Source organism: Methylomonas koyamae (genome assembly GCF_001644025.1).
GTDB classification, from domain to species: Bacteria; Pseudomonadota; Gammaproteobacteria; order Methylococcales; family Methylomonadaceae; genus Methylomonas; species Methylomonas koyamae_A.
The window spans coordinates 17,727-34,459 of the sequence record NZ_LUUK01000209.1 but is presented as its reverse complement, the minus strand read 5'-3'; the positions used below and the strand labels follow the sequence as shown (position 1 = coordinate 34,459).

Below are 16,733 nucleotides of genomic sequence, written 5' to 3'. Positions count from 1 at the left end.
GTCCGGGAAGATTATTCATCGGGAAATGCCACATCGAAATCTTGCTGTCGACTGGTATTGATATCAAGGTGTTTGGCGGTGCGTAGGTTGATGGCCGTCAGCACCTCCCGTAGCAAAATCACGCCGTGCTCTCCGTAGTCGCCGGACGCCAGAAACCTTAACGCCATATCGGCCAGATGACCGCCCATTTTGCCATTATCGGGATAAAGCGAGAACAGCACCCCGCGCCGGACATGGCCGAAATTGCTGGAAAAAACCGCCAGGTTCCGGTTCCAGGACTCCTGCAACACCAAGGGCAGTGCCGAACTTTCCTCTACCGTGGTGGAATCCTGAAGTAGCCACAACGCATCTTGGCGACTGTCGGCGTTGTTGAAAAAGTCCTGATAACCTTGCACCGCGCTATGCAAATCCTGCGCTTCGTACGTCACCAGTTCCAAGCCTAGACTGCGCGCCGACATTTTTGCCTGGCGTATCAGCCAGGCATTTTGCTTTGGGTTGTAAACCGCGAACACGCGACGCGTGGCTGGCAACAGTTTTTTGAGCAACTCAAACAACAAGGCCGGGTCCGGCGACAGGCTGTGTAACGGCAAATCGCGGATGCCATTGTCCGGCGCAGTAATGACGCCGCCCATCACCACGCCGATGTCTCGATCCAGGCTGGCGGCGATGCCCATGCCCTGTCGCCCAAGCGCGATGACCACCTTGATATTTTGTTGGCGTAAACCGTTTTTCAGGTCATTGATGTTCACGTCCGGCGCTACGGCATATTTGACAGTCTGGGTTGTGGAATCGATACCGCTAATAATCTGTTCGAACACGGTGCGGTAGGGCTCGGCGATGTCGGGATAAATGATCGCAACGGCTGTTTTCCCCGTCTGAAAGGCGACGGCCGTTGGGATAGGGGTCAGCAGTAAAAGACTCATCAGCGCCGCTATTAAGCCGTTGTGCCGCCGTCGGCTATAGAGGAATCTGGTCATCGGCTTCAAAACGAAAAAGTCGCTTGCAGATAAAACGAACGCCCAGGCATCGGTAAATCATAGGGGAGTGAGGTGCCCGGCGCCAGGCTGGGTTCCAGTACCGTGGCATCGAACAGATTGCGGATCGACGCCGCGAAATCCCAGCCCTTTTTACTATTATCGGTGCGCAGCGTCAGGTCGATGGTCGTGTAATCGCGTATCGGCGGCCGGGCGTCGCCGTAGGCACGCTTGCGGTCGCCCACCCAGTTGACTTGAACGCTGGCCAGCCAGGGTTGCATGAAACGCCAGTCGCTGCGCGCATAGACATGGTGGTGCGGCATGTAGCCGGCATCCTGATTGTGGGTTTCGTCGATCGAGGTCTGGAAGGAATAATTACCGGTCAGCCTCAATGAAGAGGTGGCATCCCAGGTAGTTTCCAGTTCCAGTCCGCGACCATATTGTTTGCCGGTGTTTTGAAAAGCGAGTCCTGGCGCCGGCGCTGGATTGGCGACGGCAGAAATGATCTGAGCCAAATCGTATTGAAAAAAGCTCAGGTTTACTTCGGTATCGCGGCGTGCCTGCCAACTGATATCGACCTCGTAGGTGTCCATGGTTTCGGGTTGCAGACCGGGATTGCCTCCCCCGGACGGATTGATGCCGTACTGCTCGTTGAAAGACGGCGCGCGAAAGGCCCGGCCCCAGAGGAATTTGGCAGTCAGGTCCAGATCGACGTTCCAGACCATCGCCAGTCGCGGATTGACGGTAGCGCCGAAATCGGAATAACTGTCGTAGCGCACCCCTGCGGTCAAGGTCCAATCCGGGGCGAAACTCCATTCGTCCTGCAGGTAAAAATAATCGTCGATGCGGGTATGGGGCAAAATATGCGGTTGGATGCTGCCATAGTCGGTAACGGCACCCGTCGGCATGGGTAAGCCGTTAGGCAATAAAAAGAAATTCTTCAAGGTCCGGGTTTTATAAAGGTTCAGGTCGTCGTGGCCCCAGCCTATGCGCAGGTTGTGGTCGGTAAAACCGGTATAGTTGGCGAAGGCCGAAATCCGGATTTGCCGCTCCCAGCGTCCCGGCGAGCCTATCATGCCGTCCGGATAATTAAACGGGCCGAGTCGGGTCCCGGCAGGGAACATGTGATAGTTATTGGCATCTTCCTTGTAGTGCAGGAAACTGGCCATGAAGCCCAGCCCCCAGTTTTTGGCGAATTGCGCGTCGTTCCAGGACAAATCGGCGTTGATGCGTTCGCTGGTTTCGGTGCCGATGGGATCGAGCGTCGCCGTCTGACCGACCCCCATGCCGAGATTGTCTCGCAGCTTATAGCCGGAGCGTAAGCGCCATTTGTCGTAAGCCAGATCGAGGTTGGCGTCTACGCTATCGTAGCCGGTGTTGACCGGCCCCGGCGCCTCGGAGACATGAGTGCCGAAAAACTGGTCGCGCGACGTTTGGGAATCCTCGATGATGGTTTTCTTGAAACCGTCGGTGGCGCCGACATTGACGTAGGCCGCGACCTCCACCTCGCCCCATTTGCCGCCGTGTTGCGCCCAGGTGTTCCAGGTAGCGAACGAGCCGCCGCGCGCCCCGATTTTGGTGCCGTCGATGTCCTTGGCGGTTTTGGTGATGATGTTGATGACGCCGGCGTAAGCATCGGCGCCATATAGGGCCGAGCCGGGACCGCGAATCACCTCGATGCGGGCGATGTTGTCCAGCGGCAGCCCCCCCCAGGCTTGCCCCCTGTCGCCACGAAACAGGGTATTTATCGAAATGCCGTTCTGCAGCATCAAGACCTGAGGATTGGTGGGGTTGCCGACGATGCCGCGAAATTGATACATCGGTGTGTATTCGATGTAGGAGCGCTCGACATGCACGCCCGGCACGGTTTCCAGCACCTCGTCCAGATCCTTGGCGCCCATCGCCGCGATGTCTTCGGCGGTGATCACCGTCGCGGTCGAGGGTGCGCGTTGCAACGGCTGCGGACTGCCGGTGGCGATACTGACGGTGTTTTTGTCGCCGTAAACCAGCGCCAAGTCTTCTTCCTCGGCATTCGGCGCGGCCAGCGAGACCGTGATCCAAAGCAATGTCGGCACCGTGGCGGCGAGACTTGCGACCGTATTTTTCATGACGCCTCCTTTTGAGCAATCATTTGTGCCGCAATTGGAAAATAACGATCGTGCCCTCGTTGCCTTTACCCGACCTTTTTGGCCGATCAAATTTGACACATTGCCGGTTTTAAGTAGTTAGCCCTGAACTCTTCCATGCCATGTTTCATTTAGTGTCACGTCTAAAATTGGGTTTAATTATAGTTATGGCTAAAAATTAACTCTGATTTCCCCGCCCCGCCAAGGGCAGGTCGTTGGGGATGGCCGCTCCCGGACTAGGCTCGCGGGCATTCACATCAAACAGATTGCGCACCGAGAAGGCCACTTCGAATTGATCGTGGATATTCTTGCGGCGGAGAGTCAAATCGACCCAGGTGTAATCGTCCATGGCCGGGCGAGTGTCGCCGGCGGCCCGGTCGCGGTCGATGATCCATTTAACCTGGGGGTGAATTGCCAGTCGGGCAAAAATTCCCACTGAGCGCGTAGATAAACCTGATGATGAGGCGCGTAGCCGGCATCTTGATGGGTAGTACTGTCCGTGGACTTTTGGTAGGAATAGTTTCCCGCCAGTTTGAGGGTGTCTAGGGCTTTCCATTCGGCCTCCAGCTAGCCGCCATAGCCGTTTTGGCTGCCGGTATTTTGGGCCGTTATGGTGGTTGAGCCGATGTCCGGCACGAAACGAATAATATCCTTCCACCAATCATGGAAGAAATTGACGCCCAAGCGCAGTTTGTCCAAGGGGCGATAGTCGAACGCCAGCTCGAGACTATCCATGGTTTCCGGTTTCAGGCGCGGATTACCGTTGGCTCCGGGATTGTTGACGTTATAGAGCTCAATGAAGGCCGGTGCGCGGAAGGCACTACCCGTACATCAGCTTAGTGGTCAGATCGTAACGGGTCTCCCAAACCAGGGCCGCTCGTGGATTGACCGTCTCGCCAAAGTCCGAGTAGCGGTCGTAACGCATACCGGCAGTCAACTGCCGGTCTCTAGCGAATGCCCATTCGTCCTGGATCAGGAAAAACGCGTCCGTGCGATCCTTGGTCGGCAGATAAACTAGCGGCGTGTTCGAGACATCCACCAGCGGGGTGCCCGGCAGCAAGGGAATTGGGGTTCCCGTGACCGGATCCAGACCGAAATTTTTCTGCTCCCGTACCTTGTAAATGCTGTCGTAGTTGAAGCCGGCACCCAGACGCAAGGTATGCGCCGAAAAGCCTCGATAAACGGCGGCAAGGTTTGCGCGAGCGTGACGTTCCCAGTTTTCCGGAACGCCTCTGAAACCGTTGGCAAACGTGACGTATTGCACCGGATTGGCGAAATCGATCAGACCGTTGGCACCTATGGGTAAGCGAGCGCCTGGAGGAAAAGCCCCGGTATTATGCTGGTCGCCATCCAAATAACTGAGTTGCGCCATCATCTCCCAATTCTCGGCGAAGTCAGCGTTCTGGTAGGTGAGATCGGCATTCCAACGATCGCTGCCTATCATGGTCACCGGATCTAGGGTCTGTATCACGCCGGCCCCGCTGCCGTAATTGTCGCGATGCTGCAGGCCGCCACGGAAGCGCCAGTGTCCGCGGGAAAGATCCAATCGTGCATCCATATTGTCTCGCGACAGATTGACCGGGCCCGGAGCCAGCGAGGCATGAGTGCCGAACAGCCGATCGAATCCGGTCTGCGCGTCGGCGTCGAGGATGGATTTTTGACCGGCAGTGTTGTGATATTCCACCATGGCCGCCACGTCGAAGCCCGCCCATTCGGCACCGTGCAAGGCCCAACCGTCATAGGTATCGAAACTGCCGACCCGCCCGCCTACCTCCGTGCCGTTGATCTCGTCCTTGGTCTTGGTGATGATGTTGATCACACCGGCGAAAACATCTGCACCATATACGGCCGAGCCCGGTCCGCGTACCACTTCGATGCGGGAAATGGCCTGCACCGGCATGCCGCCCCAACTCAAGTTCCTGTCACCCGTGTAGGAGGTGATGGGGACGCCGTTGATCAACATCAGCACCTGCGGGTTGAAGCCGGAATAAACACCGCGAAACGTATAAATCGGGTTGTATCCAAGATAGCTGCGTGCCACGTGCGGTTTCCAACACCTCGTCGATGTCCGTCGCGCCCATGGCCTTGATGTCCGCCGCGGTGACCACGGACGCCACCGCCGGCGCCTTGCCGACCGGCTGCCGAGTACCGGTGGCGCTGCCCATTTCCTCGCCGCCGTAAACCTGCGCCAAGTCTTCTTCCTCGGTAGAAGATGCGGCCAGCGAGACCGTCGCCCAAATCAATAATGGCGCGGCGATCACAAGAGATACGGTCAAACTTTTCATCATGCCCCCTGACGCGCACAAGCGATTGCCGCTACTGAAAAAATGCGCAATCTACCTTGCCCATGCTTCCGATCATTCAGTGCGATCGAGTACTTCGCAATACCCAATAAATGGGTAGTTTCAAACCGCCCCTACTTTATTTCTTTTCGTGTATTTTCCAAAATTCGGTTTACTTAATCATAGTACGGAGCCACTTGAAAAATTACCGTCCGTTCGAAAAACTGGCCGTACCATCCGCCGCTGGCGGCTGAAGTAGCCCCGCAGGGGTAGGGTTACTGCGTTATGTCATCGTTGTTCTCGACAATCAGACAAGGCGATCCCGACAACCGACTAGATTGACAACTAAAAATGGCTCAAAGCGATTTTAAGTGACCAACCTCAGCAACTGATTCGCGGTCGGCACGAGTACCTCAAACATCAATTGGCACATGACCGCGCCGGCGAATCGCGCTGATCGCAATGTTGGATAACGTACCGACGCAGCCACTACAAGTGCTTAAACTGGCAACATGACTTTACCGAAATCAATACCCGACCCGATTAAATTCACATCCTTGGCACGGATCGCGATCATTGGATTGCATGTTTCCGATTTGCCGGACAGCGGGTTCAACGCTCCCAAGTATTGGTAATCAGCGGCAAGCAAACCGCTGTCGCCCCACCCGTAGTTCCACCACACCTAGCGTCGAAGCGTAGGTTTGCTTGCCCACGCGCACTGGCACCCCTTTTCTTAACGTCCACGATCCAACCGGCGCGTTGCTATTGCCTTGGCTGCCAGTGGCGCGCGCCCGACACAAAAACCAAGCGGGGTTAGCGCTCCGCGAAACGCACGGTCGCAAGAACTCTGTCAAAGCCGGTCTTGCCAGGCAAAACCGGCCGAGGGGTAAGCGCCATTGGATGGCAATTTGTTCACTTAAACCTATCGAGAAATACCTATGAAAAAGATCCCCTATTTAAAGACCTCGCTCGCCGCGTGCCTATTGGCGGTTTCCGGCGCTAGTTCCGCTAGCGTTTGGGCACCGAACGACGGCGACGTTAACTTTATGTCGTTTAGCACGTCATCGTTTCCGTTCCCTTCGCTGACCGATACCTTCGGAATTTTCGAAGACACGGCGATGATCGGCGCGGCCGCGCCCGTCCTCTCCTTTACCGGTGTTGGCGCGGTATCGTTCGTTGCCAGCGGAGCCAATTACCATATCGGCACCGCGACCGCTTCCGGCACCTTGCTGGGCTCTAGCAATTTCCAAGTCGGCATGTTGTCCGGCGGCGTTTGGAGCGCCGCATTCGGCAACGCCAATTTGGGTTCGGATGCGGTGATGTTGGCTTTCGCCGACACGGAGGAATTCGATAATTTGCACTTTCTGTACGCGTTCGACATTAGTCCTTCGAAAGCCACGGACGATGGCCCCGCCACCGTACCGCTACCCGCTTCGGTGTGGATGATGACCAGCGCCTTGCTGGGCTTGTTGTACACCGGCCGAGCTAAATCGAAGGTTTCCTAAGTTCTAGTTAGGGATAGCCGGCGCGAGCTTGATGCTCGCGCCGGCCTTTTTTTAGCTGGCTCTTCCGGCGCCGCTGACTCATAAGCTGAGCTGATCGCGCCATTCCATTCCCTTGCCTCCCCCAAGCGTCTATCCTCGCAACTCCCTGGTTTGCGGCTGAAGCCTCTAACCGCGCGCTATAGCCATCGCACTTAAAATTTCGGTTTTTTTATCCCCTCGCCCTATCCATCACCCGGCGGGCGACAGGGAGCGGATGTGCCGAAATTTGAAGCGCGAAAGCTATATGTTGGTATACCGGGGTAAGGTCAGCGACTCACGATCCGCCACGCATAAAAAAACGGCGGGGATTAGCCCGCCGTTGTCATCGGCATCGAAGACCGTCCGGCCTTACTTAGCGGAGTTCAAATGCGCCACCGCGTCTTCCGAGGATTTTTTCGCCAAGTCGGCATGGCCTTGTTTTGCATGCCCGATCGCCGCATCCAGACTCTTGAGACTGGCTTTCATATGCTCATCTATGACGATGATATGCACCTTGGCTTCATCGGCATGATCCACGATGCTTTTGACGTCGCCGGCACTGCCGGCTGCGTTGGCATGCTCCAGCGCCAACGCGAAGTGACTATCGGCCGCTTGGACGTTGCAAGTGTAAACGCTCAACAGCATGGCGCCGCCGAGTCCGATCAATGGGTTCGAAACAATCTTCATAAGGATTTCCTGGTAAGTGAGTTTAGACATTGCCCGGCGCCGATTCCGGCATCAACATCGGCGATCTCAATAACGGTCGCTTTTTTCGGCTTTTTTGGCGTTGCGCCTGACCGGGATAAACCCGCCCCGGTCTCGGCCGGCAGTCATCTGCATATCGTCTTCGTAATCCTCCGCGATGTCGTGACGGCGATTACCGCTAATCTCGACGACCATGATTTCGTCTGCTTGCGCCGGGTGTTGGTTGGGAACTTTATTCATGTCGAACTCCTGAATGGCCGACCCAAGCCGAATTGGCCAGGGTCAAAGCGGAGAATATTCAGTTTCCACGCTCAGTCATCAAGATACCGGTTTCTCCCGCGCCGGTCGGTACGGCGCCGCACAGATGGCTCGCGCCACTAAGCTCTGCTAGCGCTATAGGTTGCTGCCCAATACGACCGACACTTGATGCCGTTGCCCGTCGTCGAGCAACGCAATCCCGTCGGCAATTGATTGCGCAACCCCGTCCAACTCCAGACCGACCACGCCGCGCGATACGCTGTCCGGATTGTCCACGTGGATGTCGTAAACGCTGCCGCCATGCCGATACTCCATCCGGTAAGCGGGCCAACCTTTCGGAATACAGGGCGCGAACAGCAACCGGTCGCCGCGTCGTTGTAAACCCAGCACGGTCTCCAATCCGGCCCGATAGAACCAGCCGGCCGCGCCGGTGTACCAGGTCCAACCGCCGCGCCGGGCATGCGGGGCTTCGGAATAAATGTCCGCCGCCAGCACATAGGGCTCGACCTTATAGGCATACACGCCGGTGCGGCTGGCGGTGCGCTTGATCGGGTTAAGCATGCACAGCAATTCGCCGGCTTGGTCGCCGTCGCCGAGCAGCGCATAGGCAATCACCGACCAAATCGCCGCGTGAGTATATTGCCCGCCGTTCTCGCGAATGCCGGGCGGATAGCTTTTGATATAACCGGGATCGCGTTCGGTCTTGTCGAACGGCGGCGTGAACAACAGCACTAGGTCGTCGCCGTAACGCACCAAATATTCGCGCACCGACGCCATCGCCCGCCGCGCCCGTTCCGGCTCGGCGGCGCCGGAGATGACGGCCCAGCTCTGGGCAATGGCATCGATGCGACATTCGGCGTTGGTCGCCGAACCCAGCGGCGAACCGTCGTCGAAATACGCGCGCCGGTACCAGGCGCCGTCCCAGGCTTCCGCTTCCAGCGCGATTCGCAGCCGCTCGACGTGCTCGCGCCAGCGGCCTGCCCGTTCGGATTCACCGCGCGCCTCGGCAATTTCGGCGAAGGCCGACAGCGACGCGATCAGGAACCAGGCCAGCCAGACGCTCTCGCCCTGGCCCCGATTGCCGACCCGATTCATGCCGTCGTTCCAGTCGCCGCTGCCGATCAACGGCAAGCCGTGAGCGCCGGTCGTCAAACTCAAGTCCAACGCTCGGGCGCAATGCTCGAACAAACTGGCCGAACGCTGACTTTGGCCCGGTTGAAAATACGCATCGTCCTGGTCCGCCGCCAACAGCGGTCCATCCAGAAACGGGATCAGTTCGTCCAGCACCGGAGTATCGCCACTGACCTGCAAATAATGCCGCACCGCAAACGGCAACCAGACCCGGTCGTCGGAAAATCGGGTACGCACGCCGCGACCGGTGGGCGGATGCCACCAATGCTGCACGTCGCCCGGCTCGAACTGGCGGCCGGCGGCGCGCAACAGATGTTCCCGCGTCAATTCCGGCCGGCTCACCGCCAAGGCCATGCCGTCCTGTAATTGATCGCGGAAACCGAAGGCGCCGCCCACCTGATAAAACGCCGCCCTCGCCCACATCCGGCAACTCAGGGTCTGATACAGCAACCAGCCGTTTAACAGAATGTCCAGCTCGCGGTCCGGCGTTTCGACTTGGACCTGGTGCGTAACGCCTTGCCAAGCTTGCTTCACCACGGCGAAGCGACTTGCCATGTCGAAAGCCCGATGGCGGCGGATCAACTCGACGGCATGGGTTTTGTCGCGACCCTGTCCCAGCAAAAACACGATCTCGATGCGTTGCTTAGACGCCATTTCCAGCGTCGTTTGCAAGGCCGCGCACGGGTCCAAGCCGGCGCCGACCCGGTTCTTCAGCGGTTTGCGACTCGACAAGCCGGCCGGTGCGTCCAGACTGCCGTTACGACCGAGGAATTCGCCGCGATTCGCGGTCCAAGTCGTCTGCCGGCCGGCCAGATCGGCGAACGCGACGCGTTGGCCGAATTCGGGATCCCAGGGGTTATAGGCCAACAAAGCGCCGGTATCCGAGTCCAGTTCGGTGACGATATGCGGTGCCGTCACGCTGCGCGAGGCACCCAGCACCCATTCCAGATAGGCCGTCACGGTCAGGCGACGGTGGCGGCCGGACTGGTTGGTCAGAATCAACGACGACAACTTGATCGGATCGTCCGGATCGACGAATTGCAGCAGTTCGGCACGGATGCCGTGCGAGACGTGCTCGAAGCGGCTGTAACCCTGGCCGTGCCTGATCAGATAGCCGGCATTCTCGACCCGAATCGGCAACACGGTCGGGGTCCATAATTCCTGCGTTTCGTCGTCGCGCAAATAAAACACTTCGCCGGGCGCATCGCCGACCGGATCGTTGGACCAGGGCGTCAGTTGGTTTTCCCGGCTATTGCCGGCCCAGGTGCAACCGCTACCCAGCTCCGAAACGGTAAAACCGAATCCCGGATTGGCAATCACGTTAATCCAAGGCGCCGGCGTCCATTGGCCTTTATCCAACACGATCACATATTCGCGGCCTTCTTCGGCGAAGCCGCCGAGGCCGTTGAAGAACTCCAGGTCCGGCACCGCCAGGACCGGGGCGACTTCCGCCGCCCGCGCCGCTCTATGGACAATGAACGGCGAGGCCGGCCGCGGATGACGCAACAACTGTTCGGCCAAGGTGCCGCGATGGCCGACCAACACCGCCCGAGCCGCCGTTTGCAACAAGCGCCGCTCTTCCAGAGACAGCACGCTGGCTTGCAACGCGAAAATCGCGCCCTGTTGGCCCTGATCGGCGGCGGCGCGGGCCTGATTCTCCCGCACCAGATTTTCCAGCAAGGCCTGCAAGTCCTCGACGTAGGACACTTCCTTCTCGTTCAAGATCAGCAAATCCACGGCCAATCCCTTAATGCGCCAATATTCGTGCGCGCGCAACAATTGCTCGACGATGCCGCGCTCTTCCGGTTCGCCGACCCGCAACAACACGATGGGCCGGTCGCCGGAAATCCCGTGTCGCCAAAGTCCGCCGACGTTCAGCGTATTGGTCTGCGACAGCTTACCGGCCGGTCGCAGCGACGGATCGGCGTAAATCAAGCGGTTAGCCAGCATTTGAAACAATTGCGCTTCATCGGGCTTGGTACGCAAATGGTGCAATTGCACGTGCGCGTGCGTCCAGGCCAAGGCCGAGACCCGCTCCCAAGCCACCGGATTGTGGTATTTGTCGGCCAAATCCGCCGCCGCTTGGCGCGAGGCCGCCACCAGCGTGGTAAAGGTCAGATGCTCGGTCGCGCCGGCCGCCACTTTCACACGGGTACGCAGACTGAATATCGGGTCCAATACGCAGCCCACCGTATTGCTCAACGGCCTGCCGTCCATCACCGCCAGCGGCGCGCGCGCCGTTTGGCCCCGGCCGATAAAACGGGCCCGGTCGGTTTCGTATTGCAGCCCGTCGCCGCTTTGCCGATCGGCCAGTACGTGCGCGGCCCAAACCGGCGCGTCGTCCGGCGCGCGCGGACGACGATGCGCCAGTAAGGCACGGGTCTGCGGCCAGTATTCGGTTTGCACGAACAGATTGGAAAAGGCCGGATGGGCAATATCCGCGGCCGGGGTGGTCAACACGATTTCCGCGTAAGACGTGATTTCGATTTCGCGCGAGTAAGCGCTGTTGTTGGTTAAGCTCAACCGGCGAATTTCGGCGTCGTCTTCCGGCGACACCACGATTTCCAGCGTGGCGACGATCAAGCCGTCGGTGCGGGTAATCCGTGCCCTGTCCTCGACAAACACCACCTCGTAATGGTCGGGGCAGGCCGCCGTCGGCTGATAGCCGGCCGACCAGACCTTGCCGGTTTCGACATCGCGCAAATACAGATAACTACCCCAGGCGTCGCCGGTGGGATCTTCCCGCCAACGGGTTACGGCCTGGTTACGCCACAGGCTATAGCCGGAGCCGGCGGCGGTGATCATCACCGCGTAACGGCCGTTGGACAACAGCTGAGTCGACGGCACCGCCGACATCGGCGAACACAAGCGCCGCACCGGCGGCTGCACGGTCTCCTTGACATCGGACAGCTCCTGCAACAGCGGCGGCACGCTGGTGTCGGCGCCGTGCGGGATGCGTTCCTGCAGCAGCAAATGCGCGGACTGAATCAACGCCGCGCGGTGGAAGCGGTGGCGCATCGTCCCGTCGTGTACCACGTTAGCGAAGGCGACCAGCGACATACCTTGATGATGCGCCATATAGCAACGTACCAGAGCCACCCGCTGGCCTTCCGCCAGCCGAATCGGTGTGTAGTCCAAGGCTTCGTAGAAACCGTAGCGTCCCACGCCGCCTTCTTGCTCCAGACGCGCGAAGTTTTCCGCAGCGGCGTGTGGCAAATACATCGCCGCCAGGGCCGTCGCGTAGGGCGCGATCACCAGTTCCTCGCCCAAGCCGCGCTTCATGCCCAAGCCGGGCACGCCGAACGCCGAGTATTGATAGGTCAAATACACGTCTCGGCCGTTAAACGCCGATTCGGACACGCCCCAGGGGACGCCGCGCTCCCGGCCGTAGGCGATCTGCCGCTTCACGACCAGCCGGCAGGTCTGATCCAGCAAGCTGTAGCGCGGGGTAAAGGTCACCAGCGACGGCATCAAATATTCGAACATCGAGCCGGACCAGGACAGCAACACCGTACCGTGGGCGACCCGCGTCACCCGCCGGCCCAGATGAAACCAATGACTGCTCGGCACGTCGCGTTTGGCGATCGCAATAATGCTTGCCAAACGGGCCTCCGAGGCCAATAGATCGTAGTAACTGGAATCGATGACACCTTGGGCGACCCGGTAGCCGATCGCGAACATGTGGCGACTGGTGTCGTACAAGAATCGAAAGTCCATCTCGCGGAACCAGCTTTCCAACTGCTCGGCGAGCAGATCGAGGCGCTGACGCAAGGTATCGGCCTGTTCGCCGGCCCGGCACAGCAACACCCGCGTTGCGGTATTCTCGGAGCTCGCCGGCTCCGATTCGGCGCACGCCTGGCGATTCGCCCACAGCGCGTAGCGCTCCGGCAGATGGCACAGCGGCGTGTCCAGATCGAATCGATGGCTTGGCGGGTCGGATGCGGGGTGGTAGCGCGCCGGAAAATGAATCCACGGCATCAAAGTCGCCACATCACGCGCATGCGAGCGGATGTCGTCTCGCAGCAAACCGGCCCACACCAGCACTTCGTTGCCCTGGCTATCGCCGCGCTCGACGGCATGGGCGTTGGCCAGATCGTGCAAGGCGCCGACGCAATCGGTCAGGCGCCGCCACAATCGACTCCATTCCTCGGCATCGGCGGGGCGCGCGCCGAGCAATTCGCCCAGATCGGCGACTTTGAGGCGCAACTCCGCCAAGCTCACCGTCAGCGTGCGCCGATCGTCGCTGAGTTTGGCTAACGCGTCGCTCAATAAAGCGTGGGTATCGGCCAAGCCGATCAACGCGTTGGACAAATCCAGCGGCCGATTCGCCATTTCCCGGCAGGCCTGAGCCAGCGTCAACAAGTGGCCGGCCAGATTGCCGCTATCGACCGTGGACACGTAGCGCGGCTCCAGCGTCCGTAAATCGCGGGTGTCGTACCAGTTGTAGAAATGGCCGTGCAGGCGCGGCAACCCGGCCAGCGTCGCAACCGTGGCCTCCAACCGTTCGATGGCATCGGTCAAACCCAGCCAGCCAAAATCCCGTGCCGCCACGATCGACAACAAATACAAACCGAAATTGGTCGGCGAACTGCGATGGGCGATCACCGGCCGGGGGTCTTCCTGAAAATTGTCCGGCGGCAAAAAGTGTTCCTCGGCGGTCACGAAGGTAGTGAAAAACCGCCAGATGCGCCGGCCGTGGCAACGCAATCGGGCACTGTCGGCCGGCAACAGTACTTCCGCGCTATCGATCTTGGGCGGCAAACTCAAGGCCCGCGCCACCACCGGCGCCAACCACCACAACAATAAAAACGGCGCGGCCGCGACGATCGCGTCCGGATTGAACACCACCACCAGCGCGCCGGCGCCAAACACCACCGACGAGGAATGACTCAACGGCCGGATCAGATTTTTCAAGGCGTGCCCGGCGCCGGCCTTGGCCTGCAAGGCCGTCACCCACTTCAACAGTTTGCGGCGGGTAATGAATAGCCTGACCAGCGTGGTCGAGATGGCGTCGGCCATCAGCCAAGCTTGCTGAGCCAATAAGGTCAGCGCCACTAGGCTGTTGCACAATGCCCACGCCACGTTTTCGCCGGTGCCGCGCAGATGAGTGGCGATAGAAATGCCGCGCCGGGGCGCGCTAAAACCGGCGGTTATCGCCAACACCGCCGGAAAGGCCAGCGCGATCAGTACGAAGGCGGTCAAGGCCAGCAGCGGCGCGTTCGGCAAACTCCAGCCGAGCACTAGCGCCGAGAACGCCGCCGGTGCAGACAGCGAACGCCGGAGATTGTCCAGCATTTTCCAGCGACCGATCATCGGCATGCCCTTGCCCCGCGCGCCGAAGATCCAGGGCAACAGCTGCCAATCGCCGCGCACCCAGCGGTGTTCGCGCGAAGCGGCCACCTCGGTATGCGACGGAAACTCCTCGAAAAACTCGATATCGCTGACCAAACCGCAACGCACGTAGACGCTCTCGAACAAATCGTGGCTGAGCTGAGTATTGTCGGGCACCCGCCCGGCCAATGCCGCCGCGAAGCTGTCCACGTGGTAAAGACCCTTGCCGCTGTAGGTACCCAGGCCGAACAGATCCTGATACAGCTCGGAGACCGAACTGGCATAGGCATCGGTACCGGAAGCGCCGGCGAAGATCTGGTGAAACATCGAGCGCTCCTGACGTTGCGGCAGGGTCGGCGTGACGCGCGGTTGCAGAATGCCGTAGCCGTCGACGACGGTTTGGCTGGTCGCATCGAATACCGGCCGATTCAACGGATGGGCAGCCACACCCACCAGTTGCGCGACCACGCCCATCGGCAGCTTGGTGTCGGCATCCAACGTGATGACGTAACACACGCCCGGCGGCGCGCTGGCCGGCACGCCGTCCATCGGCAGAAACGAGGTGTCGGTCGCGCCGCGCAGCAGGCGATTGAATTCTTGAAGCTTGCCGCGCTTGCGTTCCCAACCCATCCACTTGCCTTCGCTGGGATTCCAGAGCCGCTTGCGGTGAAACACATAAAACCGTTGCCGAGCGTATTTCAGATTCAACGCGGCGATGGCCTCGACCGCCACCGCCAGCAGTGCCGCGTCGTCCGGCTGACTTTCCTGTTCGGCATCCGCCCAGTCCGACAACAACGCAAAGCGCACCGCGCCGTCCGGATTGGCGAGATAGCGAATTTCCATTTGCTCTATTTGTTGCAGCACCCCGGCGGCGTTGACGAACAACGTCGGCACCACCACGAAGGTACTTAAGGCCTCGGGCACGCCGTCCTTGAGTTCCAGGCGCGGCAGGTGATTGGGCGGCAAGCCGGCCACGATAAAATGATTCATCCAGCCGATGGCGATGTCCGAAGCTGGAAACGCGAACGCCAACGCCAACGCGCATAACTGCCAGCCGGGCAAGCCGGCACTCGCCGATGCGCTCAACGGCAACAGCAACAGCAGCAAGGTCAATACCGCCAAACTGACCACATAGGCGGTACCGGCGTGGCTGACGTAACAGCGTAACAGGCGTTGTTTCAGGCCCGGCCGATAACCGACCTTGGTTTCGAACCGGTAACGGCCGGCACCGATTAAGTAATAACCCGGTTCGGTTTGACGTTCGTCGTCACTATCCTGGGCAACTGCAATTTGCACTTCGGCGATCGCCAGTCTGGCAATCTCGACTTCCGAGGCCGGCGAGCGCTTGGCCAAGTCCTCTATCGCATGGCGATAGCGGTCGCGGGTCAGAAAGTCCATCGCCAGATAGCCTGCGTGTCCGCGCAAACAAGCGTCCACCAGACTAACGTCTTCGACGAATTGCGGCCATTCGAAAGCGGAAATCGCCCGCATGCTGGTAATGATGTTACGCACCGTCAGATTGTCGGCGATTTGCGCGGCATGTTCCTGATGCACGATGTCGTCCAGACTCAGCCCCTGTTCGGCGAGCCAGTCGGTCAGAAATGCCAGGGATAGCGCCACCGCCGGATGCGGGTCGTGCGAGCGCTGCAGGATTTGGACCGCGTACGCTTGCCGCAACGGCTCGGACGGCAGCACGCCGGCCGGAATCGCCGGCTCCGGACTGTCGCTACGCGCGACGATTTGTTCGACTTCATCGACAAACTGGTCGGCCAAGCGCCGGCCGTTTTGCGAACGCATAATGTTCACGGCCAGCCGGCGCAGATTCTCGACCAGTAACACCCGCAACGTAATCGGAATGGCCCACAATTCGCCCAGCGTCAGCGGCTCGACGCTTTGGTAAGCATTCACGAACAAAGTCAGTAATTCCGGCGAAAACCGGCTGTCGGTGTGGGCCACCAAGGCCCAGGCGATACCGTATACCCGCGGATAGCCGGCCAACACGCCTTCGGCCAGTTTGGGCAATTCCCGCGAATAGCTTTCCGGCAAATCGACGTGAATGTCGCTGATCTGCTCTTCGATGACGTGAAAGTTGTCCAGCAACCATTCCGCCGCCGGCGTGATGGCATGCTGTTGCCTGACCGCGCGCGCCACGGCTTTATAGGCCTCCAACAATACCAAGGCATTCTCGCGAACGCGCGGAATCAGCTTGCGGCCTTTCTTCAAATGCGTGACTTTTTGGGCGCGCGCCAGACTGACCGCATGCTGTTCCAGCCGTTCCGTGTTGAACAATTCAAAACGAATCGGCGCTTCCTCGCCGCCGGGATGTTCGCTTCTGACATGCCGCCGTTGTTCTCGCCGTTTGGCCATGGATGATCGCTCCGAGTGGGATAGTGTGGTCGCGCG

At 59.6% G+C, this 16,733-nt stretch carries 10 protein-coding genes; 1 reads left to right on the top strand and 9 read right to left on the bottom strand.

The features are described from left to right. Positions 1–11 precede the first annotated feature (11 nt). The 6 genes from A1355_RS20885 to A1355_RS26295 all read right to left on the bottom strand — a co-directional run bounded on the left by A1355_RS20885 (position 12) and on the right by A1355_RS26295 (position 5,388). On the bottom strand, positions 12–923 hold the full coding sequence (locus tag A1355_RS20885; RefSeq protein ID WP_064031234.1) for an ABC transporter substrate binding protein: 912 nt from the start codon (positions 921–923) through the stop codon (positions 12–14). A gap of 59 nt (positions 924–982) precedes the next feature. Beyond that, the gene (locus tag A1355_RS20880; RefSeq protein WP_064031213.1) at positions 983–3,082 is read right to left on the bottom strand and encodes a TonB-dependent receptor plug domain-containing protein; all 2,100 of its coding nucleotides are present in this window, start codon (positions 3,080–3,082) and stop codon (positions 983–985) included. Positions 3,083–3,278: 196 nt separating this feature from the next. Continuing rightward, positions 3,279–3,536, bottom strand: coding sequence for a TonB-dependent receptor (locus A1355_RS26305; protein WP_231883749.1), 258 nt, complete (start codon positions 3,534–3,536; stop codon positions 3,279–3,281). Positions 3,537–3,667: 131 nt separating this feature from the next. Next, complete coding sequence (locus A1355_RS26455) at positions 3,668–3,898, bottom strand: TonB-dependent receptor domain-containing protein (protein ID WP_269454769.1); 231 nt, start codon at positions 3,896–3,898, stop codon at positions 3,668–3,670. Between the two features lie 22 nt (positions 3,899–3,920). Continuing rightward, positions 3,921–5,141, bottom strand: coding sequence for a TonB-dependent receptor plug domain-containing protein (locus tag A1355_RS26300; RefSeq protein WP_269454768.1), 1,221 nt, complete (start codon positions 5,139–5,141; stop codon positions 3,921–3,923). After that, a complete protein-coding gene (locus A1355_RS26295; protein WP_231883748.1) occupies positions 5,023–5,388 on the bottom strand; it encodes a hypothetical protein in 366 nt (121 codons plus the stop codon). The genes A1355_RS26300 and A1355_RS26295 overlap by 119 nt, the downstream gene beginning before the upstream one ends. A 932-nt stretch (positions 5,389–6,320) precedes the next feature. Between A1355_RS26295 and A1355_RS20870 the strand changes: the two genes are divergently transcribed. After that, the gene (locus tag A1355_RS20870) at positions 6,321–6,887 is read left to right on the top strand and encodes a hypothetical protein (RefSeq protein ID WP_064031212.1); all 567 of its coding nucleotides are present in this window, start codon (positions 6,321–6,323) and stop codon (positions 6,885–6,887) included. 387 nt (positions 6,888–7,274) lie between these two features. Here the strand turns inward: A1355_RS20870 and smbP are convergent, their stop codons facing one another. From smbP to A1355_RS20855, 3 genes are all read right to left on the bottom strand, one after another. Then, positions 7,275–7,592, bottom strand: a complete 318-nt coding sequence (gene smbP / locus A1355_RS20865) for a small metal-binding protein SmbP (RefSeq protein ID WP_064031211.1) — start codon at positions 7,590–7,592, stop codon at positions 7,275–7,277. Between the two features lie 66 nt (positions 7,593–7,658). Next, a complete protein-coding gene (locus tag A1355_RS20860) occupies positions 7,659–7,850 on the bottom strand; it encodes a hypothetical protein (RefSeq protein ID WP_064031210.1) in 192 nt (63 codons plus the stop codon). Between the two features lie 153 nt (positions 7,851–8,003). After that, positions 8,004–16,697, bottom strand: coding sequence for a GH36-type glycosyl hydrolase domain-containing protein (locus A1355_RS20855; protein WP_064031209.1), 8,694 nt, complete (start codon positions 16,695–16,697; stop codon positions 8,004–8,006). Positions 16,698–16,733 lie beyond the last annotated feature (36 nt).

Bases quoted from the DNA above. Each gene is read 5' to 3' on its own strand.
- A1355_RS20885 (WP_064031234.1), bottom strand. From the start codon at position 923: ATGAGTCTTTTACTGCTGACCCCTATCCCAACGGCCGTCGCCTTTCAG.
- A1355_RS20880 (WP_064031213.1), bottom strand. From the start codon at position 3,082: ATGAAAAATACGGTCGCAAGTCTCGCCGCCACGGTGCCGACATTGCTT.
- A1355_RS26295 (WP_231883748.1), bottom strand. From the start codon at position 5,388: ATGATGAAAAGTTTGACCGTATCTCTTGTGATCGCCGCGCCATTATTG.
- A1355_RS20870 (WP_064031212.1), top strand. From the start codon at position 6,321: ATGAAAAAGATCCCCTATTTAAAGACCTCGCTCGCCGCGTGCCTATTG.
- smbP (WP_064031211.1), bottom strand. From the start codon at position 7,592: ATGAAGATTGTTTCGAACCCATTGATCGGACTCGGCGGCGCCATGCTG.
- A1355_RS20860 (WP_064031210.1), bottom strand. From the start codon at position 7,850: ATGAATAAAGTTCCCAACCAACACCCGGCGCAAGCAGACGAAATCATG.
- A1355_RS20855 (WP_064031209.1), bottom strand. From the start codon at position 16,697: ATGGCCAAACGGCGAGAACAACGGCGGCATGTCAGAAGCGAACATCCC.